Annotated in this window: 18 protein-coding genes and 1 tRNA gene; 13 read left to right on the forward strand and 6 right to left on the reverse strand. The window is 66.7% G+C overall.

The window, feature by feature from the left end; all coding sequences use genetic code 11:
* The first annotated feature begins 10 nt into the window (after nucleotides 1-10).
* The gene (locus EYR15_RS11745) at nucleotides 11-1,072 is read left to right on the forward strand and encodes a sulfate/molybdate ABC transporter ATP-binding protein (RefSeq protein WP_131003734.1); all 1,062 of its coding nucleotides are present in this window, start codon (nucleotides 11-13) and stop codon (nucleotides 1,070-1,072) included.
* A gap of 21 nt (nucleotides 1,073-1,093) precedes the next feature.
* Nucleotides 1,094-1,543 carry an RrF2 family transcriptional regulator gene (locus EYR15_RS11750; RefSeq protein ID WP_131003735.1) on the forward strand — a complete coding sequence of 150 codons (450 nt, stop codon included), beginning with the start codon at nucleotides 1,094-1,096 and terminating at the stop codon, nucleotides 1,541-1,543.
* Between the two features lie 53 nt (nucleotides 1,544-1,596).
* Here the strand turns inward: EYR15_RS11750 and EYR15_RS11755 are convergent, their stop codons facing one another.
* The 3 genes from EYR15_RS11755 to EYR15_RS11765 all read right to left on the reverse strand — a co-directional run bounded on the left by EYR15_RS11755 (nucleotide 1,597) and on the right by EYR15_RS11765 (nucleotide 5,822).
* Complete coding sequence (locus tag EYR15_RS11755; RefSeq protein ID WP_131003736.1) at nucleotides 1,597-3,810, reverse strand: N,N-dimethylformamidase beta subunit family domain-containing protein; 2,214 nt, start codon at nucleotides 3,808-3,810, stop codon at nucleotides 1,597-1,599.
* 13 nt (nucleotides 3,811-3,823) lie between these two features.
* Nucleotides 3,824-4,144, reverse strand: a complete 321-nt coding sequence (locus EYR15_RS11760; RefSeq protein WP_131003737.1) for a N,N-dimethylformamidase alpha subunit family protein — start codon at nucleotides 4,142-4,144, stop codon at nucleotides 3,824-3,826.
* 127 nt (nucleotides 4,145-4,271) lie between these two features.
* Nucleotides 4,272-5,822, reverse strand: coding sequence for an APC family permease (locus tag EYR15_RS11765; RefSeq protein ID WP_131003738.1), 1,551 nt, complete (start codon nucleotides 5,820-5,822; stop codon nucleotides 4,272-4,274).
* Between the two features lie 174 nt (nucleotides 5,823-5,996).
* Here EYR15_RS11765 and EYR15_RS11770 point away from each other — a divergent pair, with 174 nt between their 5' ends.
* From EYR15_RS11770 to EYR15_RS11785, 4 genes are read left to right on the forward strand one after another with little or no spacing between them, the layout of a single operon-like run.
* On the forward strand, nucleotides 5,997-7,448 hold the full coding sequence (locus tag EYR15_RS11770) for a glutamine synthetase family protein (RefSeq protein WP_131003739.1): 1,452 nt from the start codon (nucleotides 5,997-5,999) through the stop codon (nucleotides 7,446-7,448).
* Nucleotides 7,449-7,463: 15 nt separating this feature from the next.
* Nucleotides 7,464-8,390, forward strand: a complete 927-nt coding sequence (locus EYR15_RS11775; RefSeq protein ID WP_131003863.1) for a carbon-nitrogen hydrolase family protein — start codon at nucleotides 7,464-7,466, stop codon at nucleotides 8,388-8,390.
* Nucleotides 8,391-8,407: 17 nt separating this feature from the next.
* On the forward strand, nucleotides 8,408-9,088 hold the full coding sequence (locus EYR15_RS11780; RefSeq protein WP_131003740.1) for a type 1 glutamine amidotransferase: 681 nt from the start codon (nucleotides 8,408-8,410) through the stop codon (nucleotides 9,086-9,088).
* On the forward strand, nucleotides 9,085-9,717 hold the full coding sequence (locus EYR15_RS11785) for a helix-turn-helix domain-containing protein (RefSeq protein ID WP_131003741.1): 633 nt from the start codon (nucleotides 9,085-9,087) through the stop codon (nucleotides 9,715-9,717). Before EYR15_RS11780 ends, EYR15_RS11785 begins: the two co-directional genes overlap by 4 nt.
* A gap of 155 nt (nucleotides 9,718-9,872) precedes the next feature.
* On the opposite strand, the gene EYR15_RS11790 is transcribed toward EYR15_RS11785, so the two are convergent.
* Nucleotides 9,873-9,962: transfer RNA gene (locus EYR15_RS11790), tRNA-Ser, on the reverse strand.
* Nucleotides 9,963-10,124: 162 nt separating this feature from the next.
* On the opposite strand from EYR15_RS11790, the gene EYR15_RS11795 reads away from it, so the two are divergent.
* The 6 genes from EYR15_RS11795 to EYR15_RS11820 all read left to right on the forward strand — a co-directional run bounded on the left by EYR15_RS11795 (nucleotide 10,125) and on the right by EYR15_RS11820 (nucleotide 14,729).
* The gene (locus EYR15_RS11795) at nucleotides 10,125-10,433 is read left to right on the forward strand and encodes a hypothetical protein (protein ID WP_131003742.1); all 309 of its coding nucleotides are present in this window, start codon (nucleotides 10,125-10,127) and stop codon (nucleotides 10,431-10,433) included.
* A 113-nt stretch (nucleotides 10,434-10,546) separates the two neighbouring features.
* Nucleotides 10,547-11,143, forward strand: coding sequence for a TIGR00645 family protein (locus EYR15_RS11800; RefSeq protein ID WP_131003743.1), 597 nt, complete (start codon nucleotides 10,547-10,549; stop codon nucleotides 11,141-11,143).
* Nucleotides 11,144-11,242: 99 nt separating this feature from the next.
* The gene (locus tag EYR15_RS11805) at nucleotides 11,243-11,998 is read left to right on the forward strand and encodes a chorismate mutase (RefSeq protein ID WP_131003744.1); all 756 of its coding nucleotides are present in this window, start codon (nucleotides 11,243-11,245) and stop codon (nucleotides 11,996-11,998) included.
* Between the two features lie 16 nt (nucleotides 11,999-12,014).
* Nucleotides 12,015-13,127, forward strand: a complete 1,113-nt coding sequence (locus EYR15_RS11810) for a pyridoxal phosphate-dependent aminotransferase (protein WP_131003745.1) — start codon at nucleotides 12,015-12,017, stop codon at nucleotides 13,125-13,127.
* Nucleotides 13,120-14,049, forward strand: coding sequence for a prephenate/arogenate dehydrogenase family protein (locus EYR15_RS11815; protein ID WP_131003746.1), 930 nt, complete (start codon nucleotides 13,120-13,122; stop codon nucleotides 14,047-14,049). Before EYR15_RS11810 ends, EYR15_RS11815 begins: the two co-directional genes overlap by 8 nt.
* Nucleotides 14,050-14,147: 98 nt before the next feature.
* Nucleotides 14,148-14,729 carry a septation protein A gene (locus EYR15_RS11820; protein WP_131003747.1) on the forward strand — a complete coding sequence of 194 codons (582 nt, stop codon included), beginning with the start codon at nucleotides 14,148-14,150 and terminating at the stop codon, nucleotides 14,727-14,729.
* Here the strand turns inward: EYR15_RS11820 and mdoH are convergent.
* Nucleotides 14,699-16,549, reverse strand: coding sequence for a glucans biosynthesis glucosyltransferase MdoH (mdoH, locus tag EYR15_RS11825; RefSeq protein ID WP_245498275.1), 1,851 nt, complete (start codon nucleotides 16,547-16,549; stop codon nucleotides 14,699-14,701). The two genes, EYR15_RS11820 and mdoH, sit on opposite strands and share 31 nt — an antisense overlap.
* 169 nt (nucleotides 16,550-16,718) lie before the next feature.
* Nucleotides 16,719-17,468, reverse strand: coding sequence for a dihydrofolate reductase family protein (locus tag EYR15_RS17405; protein WP_382239741.1), 750 nt, complete (start codon nucleotides 17,466-17,468; stop codon nucleotides 16,719-16,721).
* Nucleotides 17,469-17,657: 189 nt separating this feature from the next.
* On the opposite strand from EYR15_RS17405, the gene EYR15_RS11840 reads away from it, so the two are divergent.
* On the forward strand, nucleotides 17,658-18,302 hold the full coding sequence (locus EYR15_RS11840) for a carbonic anhydrase (protein ID WP_131003749.1): 645 nt from the start codon (nucleotides 17,658-17,660) through the stop codon (nucleotides 18,300-18,302).
* Nucleotide 18,303: the final 1 nt, after the last annotated feature.

Raw genomic sequence — 18,303 nt, forward strand, 5'->3', positions numbered from 1 at the left:
GAGCAAAACGATGGAACTCAAGATCCGCCACGTCAGCAAAGACTACGGGACCTTCGCGGCGCTTCATGACGTCAGCCTCGACATCCGATCGGGAGAACTCGTCGCGCTGCTCGGGCCCTCCGGCTCCGGCAAGACGACCCTGCTGCGCGCGATCGCGGGGCTGGAGACAATCGACGAAGGTCAGATCTTCTTTGGCGGGACCGACGCCTCCCGGACCTCCATCCAGCAGCGCAATGTCGGCTTCGTGTTCCAGCATTACGCTCTGTTCCGGCACATGAAGGTCGCCGACAACATCGCCTTCGGCCTGCGCGCCCGCGACCGTTCGCGCCGGCCCCATGAGTCCGAGATCGCCAGGAAGGTGAAGGAGCTCCTGGAGCTCGTTCAACTGCCGGAACTCGGCGACCGCTATCCCGCACAGCTCTCGGGTGGTCAGCGCCAGCGCGTGGCGCTCGCCCGCGCTCTGGCGATCGAGCCGCAGGTGCTGTTGCTCGACGAGCCGTTCGGGGCCCTCGACGCGCAGGTGAGAAAGGATCTCCGCCGCTGGCTGCGGGCGATCCACGAAGAGACCGGACACACGACGGTGTTCGTGACGCACGATCAGGAAGAAGCTCTCGAGCTTGCTGATCGCGTCGCGGTTCTGAGCAAGGGCGAGCTTCAGCAGATCGGGACGCCCGACGACATCTACGACCGTCCGGCGACGCCATTCGTCTACGCCTTCATCGGCGATTCCAGCTTCCTGCCCATTGAGGTGCGCGGCGGCGAGGCCGTTCTGGATCGCAGTGTCCTGCCTCTCGGCCAGCTCTCCGCGCCCGACGGCCAGGCCCGTCTCCATGTCCGACCGCAGGACGTCGTTCTTCGTCCGACCGGAGAAGGCGTATCAGGACGCGTAACGTTGCTTCGCCGTACAGGCGCGTTCCGGCGGGCCGACATCGAGGTCGGCGACGCCCGTCGGCGCATCGAAGCGCAGTTGCCGCCGGAACTGGCGATCACCGAAGGCGACGAGGTCGGGCTGCATTTCAACCGCTTCGCCGTATTCCCGTCGGACGCGCCTCATTCTACGGCGCCGAACTAACGAAACGTCTGGTCGCGCGGTATGCTGACCAAAAAAGCGAAGTATGGCCTCAAGGCCATGTTGTATCTGTCGAGGCTCGACTTCGGGCAGAGCGCCTTCGTGGCGTCGATCGCGGCGCATAACGGCACGCCGAAGAAGTTTCTGGACACGATCCTCGGCGAGCTTCGAACCGCCGGCATGCTCTCGAGCAAGAAAGGCCGGAACGGCGGCTACGTGCTGGCTCGGCGCCCCGAGCACATCACGATCGGCGCGATCCTGCGCGTCCTGGACGGACCGCTCGCCCCGATCGCCTGCGCGAGCCGGTCGAACTACGCGCCATGCGCGGACTGCCAGACGATCGAGACCTGCGAGATCAGGATCGTGATGCTCAACGTTCGGGAAGCCCTCGCCGGCATCCTCGACCATACGACGCTGGCCGAAGTCCGCGACTCGACTTCCGATCGAATGGCGTCGTTCGTTTACGACATCTAGGCGGGCGGTCGCTTCTGGTCAGAACGACTTAACCAGCTTGTACATAGCTGCAGTCAGAACGCCGTCGGATCAAGAAAACGCCGAAGGACATTGTCCGTGATGCGGGATACGTTGTTGTCGTAGCCGGCGTGAGAAAGGCTCCCCGCCCAAGCCATCGATCCGACCGAGAAAACCGCGCCTTCGTTTGGCGTCTCGAAGAAGGTCATGTCGGCGCGCACTGACGGGTTTTCGTCGCCGCCCAGCGCCGGTCCTGTCTCGAGAAACTCCTCGGGCACGATGTAGTAGGCGTTTGTGTGCGCCTCCGAGCTCGCAACCACGTAGGCGTTGGGCGGCGTGCCGAGCTCCGGAGCCGCGCGGTCGACCTCGAGGCCTGCGGCCCCCCCGCCGATCAGGCCGAAATCGCCGATGAGCTCGTCCTCGCCGATCCCCTCGAAGATGAACTGGACTTCAGCCTTCAAGCTGTCCGGCGTGCGGCGGTAGTAAGAAGAGAGATCGAACCCCTGAGCGGCGAAACCGACGCCGACCAGTCCTTGCGGCGCGCGGCCCTGCCGGAGCCAGAGGCCGCCATAGCGACCGTCGAAGCTCTGGTAGTATTCGCCGGCCTCGGCCGACCAGGCGCGGACGCCGGTCTCCGCCCGGCGAAGCTCGAGAATCCCCGGGCATTCCCTGTGGTAGGCGACCCGCCAGTAGAAGCCGTCGCCGCCTAAATACATCAGCCTGCCGCCGCCATCGAGATAGCTGCGGGTCGCCTCCCACATCTCGGTCGAGACGTATTCTGGATGGGAGCCCGTGATGACGACCGCGTAGGGCTCGAGCAGCGCGACGCCACGGTCGTTCAGCTCCTCGTCGGTGATGACGTCGAAGGCGTGCCCCATGGCGTGGAGCCAGTCGATGATGTGGGTGTCGGCATTGAGGCCCCAGAGCTTCGATCCGCCATAGCCGCCGAGCACTCCTTGAGTCTTCGGCCGCTGGTTGACGATCGGGCGCAGGCGCGACGAGTAGCAGATCCCGCTGCCGTCGGAGTGGTTGTCATAAAGCGACCCACCATACTCCCAGTGTTCGTTCAGGAAGAGATCGGGCGGGTTGAGCACGTTCAGGATGTTGTTCAGCAGCTCGCCGTTGCCGCCATCGGTCCCGAGATGGTCGTTGGCGTAGGCCATGTAGGTCGCGTAGGGCAGCAGGAAGGCGATGCGGCTTTCCTTGCCCGGCGCCGGCGTCACGGTGAACGGGACGTATTCCTCCGCGCCGTCCATCCGAATGCGCGCTGCGTAGAGCGCGCTCGGCATGTCATCAGGAATAACCAGCGAGAAGTCGGTCTCCCAACCCGCGTCATAGATGTCGTCGTCATGAAAGTGGATCGCGCCCCACTGAGAAGGGTCTTGCTTCCAGTCCATGATCTCGCCGGTCCAGTTCCAGCCCGCCATCGCGCGGGCGGGAAAGTTGACCACGCGCCCGTGGAGGCCGTCGGACCGCTCGACGGCGCGCTGAGAGTGCATGTCGGCGCTGAAGTCCCAAGCCGCGATTGGATCTCCTGTCGCGATCGGAGCGTCCGCAGCGAGGGAGGCAAGCGACGCGTCGTCTAGGGGGCTTCCGAAGATGCGCGGGCTGTCGATCTTGCCGTTGTAGAATGCGCTCACGGCGCGTAGTTCCGGCAGGGCGGCGATGTAAACGGGGGATGCGGCCTCGGCCGGCTTGAAGGAGGCGGTGACCTTCATCCGCGCCTCGTCCGCGACGCGTGGAACGGGAGCGAGCGGCAGCTGGAACAGCCGAAGCGAGTTGTCTGACGCGTCGAAGCTCGCGCCGACATGGTACCAGCGGCGCGCCAGCAGCGGCGCGTCGGACGACAGGGTCTTGACCGAAGTCCCGTCGCCGACCTCGATCGCAAGACAGCCGCTCGCGTCGACCATGAGCGCGAAGCCGGCGTCGGCGTCGCGATGCGCGATCACGCCCTGTACGCCCTTCGCCGGGGTCGTCGGCCAGATGAAGGCCTCGACCGTGAAGCTCTTGAGAGCGGCGAGCGGCGCCGGATCATCGACCGCGACGTAGGAGCCCGCGCGGATCTCCTGGCGGCGGGCGGGATAGCGGCCGTTCGCGGCGCAGGCGAACGGGATTTCCTTGACGCCCGGACCTTCCGGATTGTCGTCGCCGCAGACGATACGGACGATCTCGGCTTCGTATTCTCCGGGATCGTCGCAGTTGATCTTGAAGTCGATGGTCTCTCCGGCGCGGGCGTAGAGCCGGTCGCTATAGCCGGTGATCTTCAACATGACGGCCGCCTGCTCACTGTATCGCCAGATCCTGGCCGGTGTGCTCCTTCCACCGCAGCCTGAACACCGCGCGCTCGGCGGTCTCCAGGTCGGTGAAGCGGATGTCGCCGACCAACTCGACGGGCTTGCCGCGCACGCCGGTCAGGCGCGCGAGCCGCCACTCGCGATGCGGCTTGACGCAGACCAGGACGTATTTGCCTTCGAGGGGCTCGCCGCGGAACAGGTTCAACAGGCGCTGGAGCCCGGCGCTGTGATGGCCGACCGGCTTCTCCATAAATTCCACCGCGAACGCGAAGTCCTGCTCCGGGTCGACTTTATAGATCGATCGGGTCATGGCCGGCCTGTCGATGGGATGGTGCGGCCGGACTGGCTCGCGTCGTGCGGGCTTGGGGATCCCGTCAGCGGCGGCGCGGGAGGGCGACCGCCGCGCCCGTCATCGGGGCGCGGCGGCGGCGTTCCAGTCAATCGACGCCGTGATAGATCATCCGCCCGATGCTGTCGTATTTCGCAGGGGCCGCCTTTTTCATGATGAAGGCGCCGACGATCCCGAGGGCGAGGATGGCGAGCGTCAGCCACGGAATATACTTGGCGAAGCTGTAGCCGGCGCTGAGGAAGTCGAGATTGGCGAACAGCATGCCGATCACCGCGACCTGCGCGATGAAGGCGACGATCGGCGCGACCAGCGTCTCGAACCAGTGATGGTCCTCGGGGTGCTCGCGGCGGAAGTAGAACACGATCGCGATCGAGACGACCGCCTGCGCGACGAGGATCAGCGTGGTGCCGAACAGCGCCATCAGGCCGTAGAGGCCCGCAAATGCCTGGTTCGGGTCGTCCTTGCCGAGCACCGCGGCGAAGGCGAGCACGACGACGGCCGCGATCGCGGTCTGAGCGAAGGAGGCGATGTGCGGCGCCTTGTAGACCGCATGCGTACGGCCGAGCGCTGAAGGCAGGATGCCTTCACGGCCGAGCGAGTAGATGTAGCGAGCGGCGGTGTTGTGGAACGCCATGCCGCAGGCGAACGAGCTCGTCAGGATGAGGTAGCTCATCACGTCGTTCAGCCAGTCGCCGACGAATATTGAAGCGGGTTTCAGGAAGAAGTTGGCGGCGTCGGTCTGGCCGGCGACGATGGCGTCCGCGACTGAAGGGTAGCTCGAGAGCGCCGCCCAGCTGGTGATGACGTAGAAGATGCCGAGCGAGATCACCGAGATGTAAAGCGAGAGCGGGATGATCTTCTTCGGGTTCTTGGACTCTTCGGCATAGTTCGGCGCCATCTCGAAGCCGACCCAGCTCCAGAAGGCGAAGAACAGGCCGATCGAGGCGACGCCCGCGGTGGCGGCGCCGGCTGGCGCCTCGAAACCCTTGAACGACATCAGAGGATTAAGCGCGGCGACGTCGATATGCGCGCCGGTATGGGCGTGGGAGAACACCCCGATGTCGAAAATCGCGAGCGAGATCACCTCTCCGACGAGGGCCACGCCGAGGATCGCGGCCGACAGCTTCACGTCGAAATAGGACAGGATGGTCACGCCGACGAGCATGATCAGAGCGAGATAGGGCCAGGCGATCGTGATGCCCCAGCCGGCAAGCTTGGCGGCGGCGAAGTAGGCGAAGGCGCCGGCGAGCGAGGCTTCGAACACGGAGTAAGCGACGATCGAGCCGAGCGCCATCGCCATGCCGAGCTCGCGGCCGAGGCCGTGGCTGATGAAGGAGTAGAAGCCGCCGACCGCCGAGACCTTGCGGGCCATGGCGGCATAGCCGACCGAGAAGATGGTGAGCACGATCGTCGCGAACAGGAAGGCGGCCGGCGCGCCGATGCCATTGCCATTGCCGATCACGATCGGCACGTTGCCGAGCATAGCTGTGATGGGCGCTGCGCCGGTCACAGTGAGCAGCAGCACTCCCGTCAGTCCGATTGCGCCGCCGTGCAGCCGGTGCACGTCCTTGCGGCTTGCGATGTCGTAGTTCGGCAAGCCAGGCGCGGAGCCCGTTTGCGCGGTGTCGATCGCCGTCATGGAAACCTCTGTGCCTAAGATTTGACCCTGCCCGGGAATGGCGCAGCGTCTGACACCTTCACTTTTCCGTCAACTGATTTTCGTAAACGAAAAAATTTTTCCGATCGGCGCTTGCGTTTGGCAGTTCCCAGCGGCAGCGTTGAAGGACGATTTCCCTACAACGCGGAACGAGACATGGCGACTTCAACCGGCCACGAAGGCTTCATCGCGCGACATGGCCTATGGAGCGAGGATCAGCGCCGCTCGGGCAAGGAGCTGGTCAAGCGGCTCAAAGCTGAGAATATCAAGCGCGTCCGCGTCGGCTGGGGAGACCAGCACGGAGTCATCCGGGGGAAGACGCTGAGCGTCGCGGAGTTTGAATCCAGCCTCGTCGGCGGCAAGGATTTTCAGCTTGTCACCGCGATCTTCGACACCACCAATCATCCGATAGTGCCGCCTTTCGGGGACGAAAATCATCTCAACATTCCGGAGATGATTGGCCTGCCTGACGGCGTCCTTGTGCCGGATCCGACGACCTTCACCACGATCCCGTGGGCGCCCGACACCGGCTGGATCCTGTCGGACGCCTACTTCCGAAATGGCGCGCCCTGCCCGCTCTCGACGCGCGGCGTGCTGAAACGCCAGCTCGACGGTCTGGCGAGCGACGGCTACGGGCTGACGGTCGGCCTCGAATTCGAGTTCTATGTCTTCCGGATGCTCGATCCAAAGCTGTCGCCGGAAGACAGCGGCTACCCCCCGACCCCGCCGGAAGTCGCGAACATCGCGCACGGCTATCAGTATCTGACCGATCTTCGCGGAGACGAGATCGACCACATCGCCCGGCTGCTAGAGGACAATCTCGGCGGCCTCGGCCTGCCTGTCGCTACGATCGAGGACGAATGGGGTCCGGGCCAGTGCGAGGTCACCTTCGCGCCGCTGCCGGCCGCGGAAGCCGCCGACAAAGCCCTGCTGTTCCGCACTGCAGTCAAGCAGATCTGCCGCCGCAACGGCTATCATGCGAGCTTCATGGCCTCGCCGAAGATCGCGAACACCTTCCCGAGCGGCTGGCATATGCACCAGTCTCTGACCAAGAACGGCTCGAACGCCTTCGTCGCGGAGAGCGGCGACGGCCCGCTGTCGGACGCTGGGATGGCGTATCTCGGTGGCCTGCTCGCAAACGCCGGCGGCTCGTCTTTGCTCACGACGCCGACGATCAACGGCTACAAGCGTCAGCGCCCGGACGGGTTCGCGCCCTACAAAGCGGCTTGGGCGCTTGAAAACCGCGGCGCGATGCTGCGCGTGATCGGCGGCCCCGGCGATCCCGCGTCGCGGATCGAGAACCGGATCGGCGAGCCGACCGCAAACCCTTATCTCTATGTCGCGTCCCAAATCATTGCGGGCCGCAACGGCATGAAGATCGCAGCCTCGCCGGGCGAAGCGGTGACGGCCGCCTACCTCTCCGACCGCCCGCTACTGCCGGGAAGTCTTTTCGAAGCCCTTGACGCCTTCAAGGCGAGCGAGACCATGCGAGAGGCGCTGGGCGAGACGTTCCACCATTACTTCTATAGCCTGAAGAAGTTCGAGGGCGACCGCTTCCTCTCTGCTGTGACGGACTGGGAGCACAACGAATATTTCGAGATGTATTGAACGATGGGAGATTTGATGAAGGTGGCGGCGGCGCAGCTCCGCCCCGTATGGCTCGACAAGCGCGCGACTGCGGCGAAGGTGATCGATACCATCCACGCCGCAGCGGCCGACGGCGTCGAGCTGCTGGCGTTCTCGGAGACCTATCTCGCGGGCTACCCGTTCTGGATCTGCCGGACGAACGGGGCCGCTTTCGAGGATCCCCGGCAGCAGCGAGCCTACGCGCAGTATTTGGAGGCGGCGGTCGAGATCGACTCGCCTCTACTTGCTGACATCGCCGCCGCCGCCCGCGACTGCAAGGTGGCGGTGTGGCTCGGCATGAGCGAACGCGGGCGGAAGGCCGGACGCGGCAGCGTGTACTGCACGCTGGTCACCATCCTTCCGGACAAGGGGATCGTCGGCGCCCACCGCAAGCTGATGCCGACCCACGACGAGCGGCTCTGCTGGGGCATGGGCGACGCGAAGGATCTTCGCGCCCATGATTTCGGCGATTGGCGCGTCGGCGGTCTGAACTGCTGGGAGAACCTGATGCCGCTCGCCCGCGCGGCGCTCTACGCGGAGGGCGAAGACCTCCACGTCAACGTCTGGCCGGGTAATCCGGAGGTTTCGAGCGACTGCCCGCGTGTCGTCGCGATCGAGGGCCGCGTCTGGTCGCTTGCCGTGAGCGGGCTGATGTCGATCGAGGACGTCGCGGATGATTTTGAGTTCAAGAAGGATCTGGTGGAGGCCGGAGTCGGCACGATCTTCCGGGGCGGCTCCCGCATCGTCGACCCGCAGGGAAACACCGTCGTCCGCGCCGAGGACGGCGTCGAAGGGATCATCTCCTATGAGATTTCGCTCGCGGCGGTGCGCGCGGCGCGCATGAGCTTCGATCCGACCGGCCACTACGCGCGCGACGACGTCTTCCGCCTGTCGGTCGAGCGCCGGCGCGCCGGCGTGGAATAGTGGGACGCGCAGATCGCATGGACGTAACCGTCATCCAGCATTCGCCGTCCGGCCACGCGGGCCTCATCGGCGACTACGTCGTCGAGCGTCTTGGCGCGACGCTGCGCACGCTCTATTCGGACGCCCTTCTCCACGCGTCCGTCGATGATCTAAAATCGGACGCAGTGGTGGTGATGGGGTCCGCGCGCGGCGTCTACGAGACGGAAATTCCTTGGATCGCGCGGCAGCGCGAGCTGATGCGAGGGCTGGTGGAGAGCGGCGTCCCGGTCTTCGGCGTCTGCTTCGGGGCGCAACTGCTGGCGACGGCGATTGGCGGCGACGTGCGTCCGACAGGCGATTTCCATCTCGGCTGGCGTGAGAATCCGGAGGCGTCGACGGTCTGGAAGGGCCCATGGCTCAGATGGCACGGCGACCATGTCAGCCTCCCCGCCGACGTCGAGGTGATGGCGCGCGCGGACGGTCTTGTGCAGGCCTTCGCGCGCGGGTCGGCCGTCGGGGTCCAATTTCATCCCGAAGCGTCGAGCGACATGCTCGATCGCTGGTCGCAGGAGGCGATGCTGAAGGGCCGTCTGGCCGAACAGGCGAGCGACGTCGCCGCTTACGCTCGGCAAAACGCCGAGGCGATCAGGGCCAAGTCCTACGACCTGTTCGATCACGTCTTCGCTCGGCTGGCGGGCGGCGGGGACGCGCGCTCATGAACGAGGCCGAGTTCGTCGCGGCGTTCAGTCGCGAATTGAAGTCGCTCAGGCTCTCGAACGGCATGACGCTGGAGGAGTTGAGCCGCGCGAGCGAAGTTTCGATCTCCACGATCTCCAAGATCGAGAACCTCCAGCAGAAGCCGTCCTTCGAGACCGCGCTCAGAGTCGCCCGCGCGCTCAAGGTCAACTTCGTCCAGATGATGGAAGGGCCGGGTCTTCCGCAGAGCGGCATGACGCGCCGGACGATCACCCGCGCCGGCGAGGCGGACACCTTCCGCTCGGACTATTACACCTACGGAGTCCATGCGACCGAGATTGCCCGCAAGATCATGGTTCCGCTGGTCATGCGCATCCGAAACCGCACGCCGCCGCCGCTGGCGGACTGGAGCATCCATGACGGCGAAGAGTTCGTCTATGTCATGAAGGGCGTGCTGGAGTTCCACTCCGAGCAGTATTCGCCGGCGATCCTGAACGTCGGCGACAGCTGCTACTTCGACAGCACCATGCGTCATGCCTTCGTTTCAAAAGGCGATGGCGATGCGGAGATCCTGTCAATCTGCCTGTCGATCAAGCCGTTCGAAGAACAGGCCCGCCATTCAGGCGACAGGTCAGTGCAGGACGGCGTCTAAATGGCGGCGGGGCATAAATCGCACTGGCGATCGGCGTGCCATTTCGGGGAACGAATTCTGCATCGGTCGGAGGCGCCCGTTCGTGTGACGGTGCGCTGTGACAATGCGAGCGAAAAATCAGGGCATCTGACTAAATGAAATCAACGACCTAGCCGTGGCGGAGGGAGCGGGATTCGAACCCGCGATACGGTTTCCCGTATACACACTTTCCAGGCGTGCGCCTTCAACCACTCGGCCACCCCTCCGGAGGGGCGGGAGTTAGCAGAAGCGGGCGCTTCGTGACAAGCGGGACGACGCGGCCGGCCCGCACATTGCCCGAAACGGGGTCTTGTCCCATCTTGCCTTGAGGCGCGCGCAGGAGGCCGGCGGGCGTCGGCATCAGCGTGTCCGGCCTTTTGAACGAGCCCATGATCCGCTTCCTGCTTCGTCTGATCGGCTTCCTCATCCTTGCCGGAGGCTTCGTGGCGCTGGTGATCGACGGGGCGCGCTCGATCGCCGTCGGCGCGCTGAGTTGGACCAGCGCCGAGACGACGTGGTCCTCATGGTCGCCGGCGACGCTCGCGAAGACGCGCACGTCGCTCGCCTCCGTGCCGGGGCTCGACCAGGCGTTCGCGTTCATGCTGTCGCTGCCAGCCTTCGCCCCGTTCGTCGTGATCGGCGTCCTGCTGATGCTGCTCGGCCGCCGCCGGCGGCGCGGGATCGGCGTCGCGCCATAACAGCTGGCCGAGCCCCGCCGGACTGACGAAAACGTATCGGGCGCCAGGCTTGTCCGGCTCGCCGCGTCGTGCAATGCGGGCGGCGGGCGAGACACGACGGAGGACGCACGGCCATGATCGAGAAGGTGATCGAACGGGGTCTGTTCGCCAGCCGCTGGCTGATGGCGCCGTTCTATATCGGCCTTGTCGTCGGCCTCCTCGTCCTGCTCGTGAAGTTCGGGCAAGAGCTCATCCACTTCGTCGAGAACGTCCTCCACGCGACCGAAAGCCAGGTCATCCTCGGCATTCTCTCGCTGATCGACCTGTCGCTGACCGCGAACCTCATCCTGCTCGTGATCTTCTCCGGCTACGAGAACTTCGTCTCGCGCATGGACCTCCACGACCAGAGCGAGCGGCCGGAATGGATGGGGAAGATCGACTTCTCCGGCCTCAAGCTGAAGCTGATCGCCTCGATCGTCGCGATCTCCGCGATCCAACTGCTCAAGGCGTTCATGGACCTCGGCGCGGCGAATGACCGCGATCTCTGGTGGATGGCCGTCATCCACGTCGTGTTCGTGGGCTCCGGCGTTTTCCTCGCGCTCGCCGACTGGCTGAGCGATCACGCCCATCTCGTCGAGGCGCGGACCCACGCGCTTCACGAGAAGCACAACGTCGATCCGCGCGACGAGGTGGCTGACCAGAGCGCGCCGGACGCCCCCAAGCAGCACTGAGCGGCCGTTGGCCTTCGGCGCCTGCATCGTCTATGAAGCGCGCGACTGACGGAGCGGCGCGGCCGCGACCCGCCGCCTGAACGTTCAAGACCTCCGCCCATGAACGATGCGACCCTCGACCAGCTCGCCGAAATCCGTCACGAGATCGACCGGATAGACGAAGCCATGCACCTGCTGCTGATGGAGCGAGGCGCGGTGATCGACCGCCTCGTCGCCGTCAAGCGCACGAGCGAGACCGGTTCGGCGTTCCGCCCCGGGCGGGAAGCCGAGATGATGCGGAGGCTCGCCGCGCGCCATCAGGGCCGGCTGCCGCTCGCGACCGCCGAGCACCTCTGGCGCACGATCATCGCCACTTTCACCCATGTGCAGGCGCCTTTCACGCTGCATGTCGAGCAGGGCGCAGATGCGCTCGCGATGCACGATCTCGCCCGCTTCCATGTCGGCTTCGACGTGCCGCTGTCCGGCTGCTCGACCGCCTCGCGCGTGGTGGAGGCTGTCGGCCGCTCGACCGGCGATCTCGGACTGGTCCGACTCGACGCGGCCCCCGCCGTCGCCTGGTGGGAGACGCTCGGCGGCGACGGGCCGCAGATCATGGCGCGGCTGCCCTTCTTCTCCGGCGGTGAAGGCCCGATTGCCGTTCCCGCCCTCGTCGTGGCGCGTCCGCTCGGTTCGGCCGGCGCGCTTGAGACGCGGGTATGGGCCGTCTCTGACGATGGAGACGTCGAACTCGGATCGGAGCACGAGACGCTCGCGGCCGTCACTCGCAATGCGCGCCGGGCCCGCCTGGTGGCGACCAAGGGCGACGCGCCGCCGTCGCCCGGCGCCGTGCTTGTCGGCGGTTATGCCCGCGCCTGATCGAGAGCAGAGCTCAATGACCGCCAATCCTGGCTTGCACCCCCGGCCCGGCGCCCTCGCGATCGACGCCTACGTGCCCGGCAAGAGCAAGGCGCCGGCAGGCGTGCGCCTCCACAAACTTTCCTCGAACGAGACGCCGCTTGGACCGAGCCCAAAAGCGATCGAGGCTTTTCGCGCGGCGGCCGGGAGCCTCGAAATCTATCCTGACGGCTCGTCGACTGCTCTGCGCGAGGCGATCGCGCGCGCGCACGGACTCGACCCCGCCCGGATCGTCTGCGGCGCGGGCTCGGACGAGTTGCTGTCGCTGCTCGCTGGAGCCTATCTCGAGCCCGGCGACGAGGGCCTGTTCACCGAGCACGGCTTCCTCGTCTACAAGATCGCGATCCTGGCGGCGGGCGGAACGCCGGTGGTCGCGCCAGAGACCAGTCTGACGGCCGATGTCGACGCCCTGCTCGCGCGCGTCACGGCGCGGACGCGCATCGTCTATCTTGCGAACCCCAACAACCCGACCGGCACCTACCTGCCCTTCGACGAGGTGAAGCGGCTGCACGCCGGCCTGCCCGCCTCCACGTTGTTGGTGCTCGACGCGGCCTATGCGGAATATGTCCGTGCTAACGACTATGCGGCCGGGATCGAACTGGTGTCGGCGTCGGAGAACGTCGTGATGACGCGGACCTTCTCGAAGGTCTTCGGCCTGGCGTCCTTAAGGATCGGGTGGCTCTACGGGCCGGAAGGCGTGGTCGACGCGCTAAACCGCGTCCGCGGACCGTTCAACGTCTCCGGCCCGGCGATCGCGGCAGGGGCGGCGGCTGCGGCCGATCGCGCGCATATCGAGGCCGCGGTCGACCACAACGCCCGCTGGCTGACGGAGATCACCGAGGGCGTGCGCGCCCTCGGGCTCGAGGTCACGCCGAGCGTCGCGAATTTCGTGCTGATCCACTTTCCGCGCGAGGCGGGACGGTCCGCCGCGGACGCCGACGCCTTCCTCACCGCCCGCGGCCTGATCCTGCGTGCGGTCGGCGCCTATGGCCTCCCCGACGCGCTCAGGCTCACCATCGGCTCGGAGGAGGCCAACCAAGCGGCGCTCGCCGCTCTGGCGGACTTCGTGAAGGGCGGCGATCGTGGCTGAGCCTCTGTTCGAGAAGGTCGCGATCATTGGGATCGGCCTGATCGGCTCGTCGATCGCGCGCGGCCTCAGGCGCGGCGGGCTCTCCTCGACCATCGTCATCGCGGACCGCGACGAGCACGCCCGCGAGCGGGCGGCGGCGCTCGGCCTCGGCGACCTCGTCCTCGCCGATTCCGGCGAGGCAGCGCAGGGAGCGGACCTCGTCATCGTCTGCACGCCGGTCGGGGTCTGCGGGACGGTGGCGGCGGAGGTCGGTCCGCATCTGAAGCCCGGCGCGATCCTCTCGGACGTCGGCTCCGTCAAAGGAGCGATCATCCGCTCGATGGGGCCGCACGTCGCGAGCAGCGTCCATTTCGTGCCCGCTCACCCGATCGCCGGCACCGAGGATTCCGGCCCCGACGCCGGCTTCGCCGAGCTGTTCGACGGCCGCTGGACGATCCTCACCCCCGGCCCGGACGCCGACGAGGCTGCGGTCGAGGCCGTGAGAGCGCTCTGGGAGGGCCTTGGGGCCAAGGTCGACGTGATGACGCCCGAGCATCACGATCTGGTCTTCGCGATCGTGAGCCACGTGCCGCATCTGATCGCCTACAACATCGTGGGCACGGCCGCCGACCTCGAGGACGTCACCCAATCCGAGGTGATCAAATATTCGGCGTCCGGCTTCCGCGACTTCACCCGCATCGCCGCCTCCGATCCGACGATGTGGCGTGACGTCTTCCTCAACAATCGCGACGCCGTGCTCCAGATGCTCGGCCGCTTCGTCGAGGATCTGACCGCCCTGCAGCGCGCGATCCGCTGGGGCGAGGGCGACAAGCTGTTCGAACTCTTCACCCGGACCCGCGCCATCCGCCGCGACATCATCGAGCAGGGTCAGGACACGGCCGCGCCCGATTTCGGGCGCAGAGGCTCGACCAAGGGAAGCTGAGCATCACGGATATCCGACCGAAAGTCGCCATTCCGACAGACCGGCGAAGCGCATAGCCTCCGCCTCCCGCGCGGCCTACGTATGAGTCGAGAAAGCGCATGAAAGCTCCGCACGGCGCCGTTCCCGCCGTCCATCCCGCGCTCAAGCTCGCGCTCGAGCTTGGGCCGCTCCTCGTCTTCTTCGTCGCAAATGCGCGAGCGAATCTGTTCGTCGCGACCGGGGCGTTCATGGTCGCGACGCTGGTCGCGCTGGCGGCGTCGTGGGTCCTGACCCGCCGACTGCCGGTGATGCCGCTGGTCTCGGGCGCGGTCGTTCTGGTGTTCGGCGGCCTGACGCTCGCGCTTCAGAACGAGCTCTTCATCAAGCTCAAGCCGACCATCGTGAACCTGCTGTTCGCGGGCTCGCTTTTCGGCGGCCTCGCCTTCGGCCGGCCGCTATTGGCGATCGTGTTCGATCAGGCGTTCTCGCTGACACACGAGGGCTGGACTAAGCTCACCTGGCGCTGGGCATGGTTCTTCGTCTTCCTCGCCGTGGTGAACGAGGTGGTATGGCGCACCCAGACCACCGACTTCTGGGTCGCGTTCAAGGTGTGGGGCATCATGCCCGTCACGATGATCTTTGCGATGGCCCAGGCGCCGCTGCTGCAGCGTTATTCCGCGGGCGACGCGGCCGCCGAATAACTTCGGCCGTCATCGAACCGGAACGGCTGCATCGGAGCCGCAGAGCCGACGAGGCCGGGAAAACCGTCGCTCACCGCACGCACCTCGGCCGGCGGATTGGTCTCCTCCGGAATCGAGAGCAGCCCTGCAAGCGCGGAGTCGCCTGAGGGCGCGTCATAGGACGTCAGCACCGCGAAGGGCACTGCAAGCAGGAAGCTCAGCAGGACCGGCAGCGCCCAGGGCAGCACCGCGGGCGCCGAAAGCGCAAGCGAGATCGCGAGCGCCGCGCCGAAGGCGGTCGCGGGCCAGAGCGATTTGGCCGCCTCGCTCCAGCCGACGCGCTCGCCCTCGCGGTTCTGCGCCTCCCAGCCGATCGGGCGGCGGAAGACGAAGAGACGCACCATGAACTGCGTGACCGCGAAGCTTACGAGCGGCGCGAACAGCATGCCGAACGCGCCTTCGACCGCCGTGCCGGACAGGAACCGGTTGCGGCCGCCATAGCGCCGGGTTTCGCTGGCGCGCATGGCGACGTCGAGATAGCCCATGATCTTCGGCGCGAAGAGCACGATCATCATGGCGGCGAGCAGACCTGCCCCGACGCCCCACGAGAGGTTCGAATCGCCCGTCGCGGGAATGAGCGCCGGCGGCCCCCAGGCCTGAGCCGCGCCTGCGATCAGGAACAGCGACCATGCCGGCGCGCCGACATACATCAGGATCGCGATGGCGAGGTTGACCCTGCCCATCATAGGCAGGCCGGGCCGGCCGATCAGGCGCAGATACTGCAAATTGCCCTGGCACCAGCGCAGATTGCGCCGCATGAACTCTGAGAGCGTCGCGGGATTGTCCTCCCACGAGCCGCCCTCTTCCGGCAGCACCCGAACTTCGTAGCCGGCCTTGTGCATCAGGACGGCCTCGTAGAGGTCGTGGCTCAGGATCTTGCCGCCGAGCGGCGCGCCGCCGGGGACCTCGGGCAATTCGCAATGCTCGCGGAACGCTCGGACGCGGATCGCCGCGTTGTGGCCCCAGTAAGGGCCGGCGTCGCCCGACCACCAGGCGGCGCCCATCGAATAAGACCGCATCGAGGCGCGCATGCCGAACTGGAAGACGCGCGCGAAGATCGTGCGCGCCGGCAAGCCGACGACGAGGCTTTGCAGGATGCCCAGCCGCGGATTGGCCTGCATCACCCGCACGAGCCGCAGGATCGCCTCGCCCGACATCACGCTGTCGGCGTCGAGCGCGATCATCGTCTCGTAGCCGTCGCCGCGGGAGTGCAGGAACTCGCGGACGTTGCCGGCCTTGAAGCCCTCGTTCGAAGCTCTGCGGCGGTAAAACACGCGCTCGGGCGCGTCGAGCGTCGCGCGCCACGCGGCGATGGTCGCCTCCTCGTCCGCAACCATTTCCGGCCTCTGGCTGTCGCTCAGGACGTGGACGTCGAACAAATCGCCGTACCGAGTCGCGTCGAGACTCGCGATCACGGCGTCGAGGCGGCGCACGACGCGGCGAACGTCTTCGTGGCGCACGCACATCACGACTGCGTGCCGACCGGAAACGGCTGCGTCGATGGGGGTCGCTGCGACGCAAGGCGCGACGTTTCCGACCGGATCGTCGGAGAAGCGCAACAGTGCGAAGCCGATGACCGCGTTCCAGAAGCCGATCACAAGCCAGGGCGTCGACACCAGGAAGCAGCCGAACATCACGAGTTCCGGCGCCGACCAGCCGTCGAGCGCGAGAACGGCCGCGAGCGCGGCGGCGAGCACGACCGACGTTCCGGCAACCAAGAGGCCGAAGGTCGTCCGGCGGAATGCAAGCGTGCGGCGCGACTGAGCGCCGGTCGGCGTCATCGAGTTGCTGGCCCTTTTTTGGCCTGATCTCCTGGAAGAAGCGCCTGAGAGGAGGTCGATGCTCTGACGCATTGCATGCTTTCGATAGCCGGCGGGAACGCACTGGCGGCGCAGGGGTGCGCCCTATAACACAAACTGCGCCCGTCGAACCGGCGCGACCCGCCAGCAATTAGGCGCGAGCTTGCCCCCGACAACGCCCCGGAGCGAAACGATCGCGACCCGCGCCCTTTGGTATGACGGCCGTGGCGGCCTCTCCATTCGCGACGGCGCGGCGGCGGGTCCTGGCGAGGGCGAGGCTGTGGTCCGCACGCTTTTTAGCGGCGTCAGCCGAGGAACCGAGCGCCTCGTACTGGAAGGCCGCGTTCCGGAAAGCGAGTGGCGGCGAATGCGCGCCCCCCGGCAGGACGGCGGCTTTCCCGGCCCGGTAAAATACGGCTATGCGGCCGTAGGCATGGTCGAGGAAGGGCCTGCGAACCTGCTCGGCTGCTTCGTGTTCTGCCTCAACCCGCACGAGACCGCCTTCGTCGCGCCGGCGGAGGCGCTTTGCGCCCTGCCGGACGGCCTGTCGCCGAAACGCGCGGTGCTCGCCGCCAACATGGAGACGGCGCTGAACGCGGTGTGGGATTCCGGCGCCGACGACCACTGCGTCGACCAGCGCCCGCAGCCGATGGAGATGATCGATCCCGCCCGGCCCATTGATGAAGTGCGAGGCGCCGGTGACGGTCGCGATCCGCCCGTCGAGCGATTGGCCGAGCTGCGCCACCACGATCGATCGCGGGCGCGCCACCGGAAGCAGCATGCGGCAGAGCGGGTGGTCCTGGAGCGCCCACGGCGCGACGCCCACGGCGCGCACGGCTAAGATCGTCGCCCAGGCGGCGTCATGATCCCGGTCGTGGAGCTCGGCCGTCGCGCTCGCCATTCCCACCTCGCGACGCCAATCCAAGCGGCTGACTGGCCCCAGCGGGAGATAGAAGCCTTCCAGGCCATGGGAAGCGGCGGGAAGCCGACGAAGGTGGCGCCGGCGCGACGGCGGCGCGCATTGACGAGCGCGCGGGGATCGTGATCCGTGCGGCGCATGTCTTTGCGCGCAAGAGAGGGACTGCACGCCATGGCCGACGCGAACCCGCCCGCCGGATCGCTCGACGCGCTGTTCGACGGCTATCGTCGGTTTCGCGCCGAGAGCTGGCCCGATCTGCAGCGGAAGTTCGAGACGCTCTCCCGCGGCCAGTCGCCGAAGGTCATGGTCATCGGCTGCTCCGACAGCCGCGTCGACCCTCAGCAGATTCTTGGGGCTGCGCCGGGCGAGTTGTTCGTGCTTCGCAACGTCGCCGCGCTCGTGCCGCCCTACGCGCCCGACCAGTCGCATCACGGAGCGAGCGCTGCGCTCGAATTCGCCGTGCGGGTCCTCAAGGTCGAGCGCATCGTCGTGCTTGCGCATGCCGGCTGCGGCGGCGTCAGCGCGCTGTTCAACGGCGCGCCGCCCGAGGCGTCCGACTTCGTCGTCAACTGGATGGACATGGCGAAGAGCGCCATCGCCGACGTCGACCCTGCGCTCGAGGGCGACGCGCGTCAGCGGGCGTCGGAGGAGGCCTGCGTCGGCGTGACCCTCGAAAATCTCCACACTTTCCCTTGGGTGCGCGAGCGCATCGAAAGCGGCGAGCTCGCGCTGACCGGCATGCATTTCGGCGTCGCGACCGGCTGCCTGCGCTGCCGCGACGACAAGGGTTTCTGGGCCGACGCCCCGCTCGACTGAC

The sequence above is a fragment of the Hansschlegelia quercus genome (assembly GCF_004310425.1).
Lineage (GTDB): Bacteria > Pseudomonadota > Alphaproteobacteria > Rhizobiales > Methylopilaceae > Methylopila > Methylopila quercus.

Bases quoted from the DNA above. Each gene is read 5' to 3' on its own strand.
- EYR15_RS11745 (WP_131003734.1), top strand. From the start codon at position 11: ATGGAACTCAAGATCCGCCACGTCAGCAAAGACTACGGGACCTTCGCG.
- EYR15_RS11750 (WP_131003735.1), top strand. From the start codon at position 1,094: ATGCTGACCAAAAAAGCGAAGTATGGCCTCAAGGCCATGTTGTATCTG.
- EYR15_RS11755 (WP_131003736.1), bottom strand. From the start codon at position 3,810: ATGTTGAAGATCACCGGCTATAGCGACCGGCTCTACGCCCGCGCCGGA.
- EYR15_RS11760 (WP_131003737.1), bottom strand. From the start codon at position 4,144: ATGACCCGATCGATCTATAAAGTCGACCCGGAGCAGGACTTCGCGTTC.
- EYR15_RS11765 (WP_131003738.1), bottom strand. From the start codon at position 5,822: ATGACGGCGATCGACACCGCGCAAACGGGCTCCGCGCCTGGCTTGCCG.
- EYR15_RS11770 (WP_131003739.1), top strand. From the start codon at position 5,997: ATGGCGACTTCAACCGGCCACGAAGGCTTCATCGCGCGACATGGCCTA.
- EYR15_RS11775 (WP_131003863.1), top strand. From the start codon at position 7,464: ATGAAGGTGGCGGCGGCGCAGCTCCGCCCCGTATGGCTCGACAAGCGC.
- EYR15_RS11780 (WP_131003740.1), top strand. From the start codon at position 8,408: ATGGACGTAACCGTCATCCAGCATTCGCCGTCCGGCCACGCGGGCCTC.
- EYR15_RS11785 (WP_131003741.1), top strand. From the start codon at position 9,085: ATGAACGAGGCCGAGTTCGTCGCGGCGTTCAGTCGCGAATTGAAGTCG.
- EYR15_RS11795 (WP_131003742.1), top strand. From the start codon at position 10,125: ATGATCCGCTTCCTGCTTCGTCTGATCGGCTTCCTCATCCTTGCCGGA.
- EYR15_RS11800 (WP_131003743.1), top strand. From the start codon at position 10,547: ATGATCGAGAAGGTGATCGAACGGGGTCTGTTCGCCAGCCGCTGGCTG.
- EYR15_RS11805 (WP_131003744.1), top strand. From the start codon at position 11,243: ATGAACGATGCGACCCTCGACCAGCTCGCCGAAATCCGTCACGAGATC.
- EYR15_RS11810 (WP_131003745.1), top strand. From the start codon at position 12,015: ATGACCGCCAATCCTGGCTTGCACCCCCGGCCCGGCGCCCTCGCGATC.
- EYR15_RS11820 (WP_131003747.1), top strand. From the start codon at position 14,148: ATGAAAGCTCCGCACGGCGCCGTTCCCGCCGTCCATCCCGCGCTCAAG.
- mdoH (WP_245498275.1), bottom strand. From the start codon at position 16,549: ATGACGCCGACCGGCGCTCAGTCGCGCCGCACGCTTGCATTCCGCCGG.
- EYR15_RS17405 (WP_382239741.1), bottom strand. From the start codon at position 17,468: ATGGCGAGCGCGACGGCCGAGCTCCACGACCGGGATCATGACGCCGCC.
- EYR15_RS11840 (WP_131003749.1), top strand. From the start codon at position 17,658: ATGGCCGACGCGAACCCGCCCGCCGGATCGCTCGACGCGCTGTTCGAC.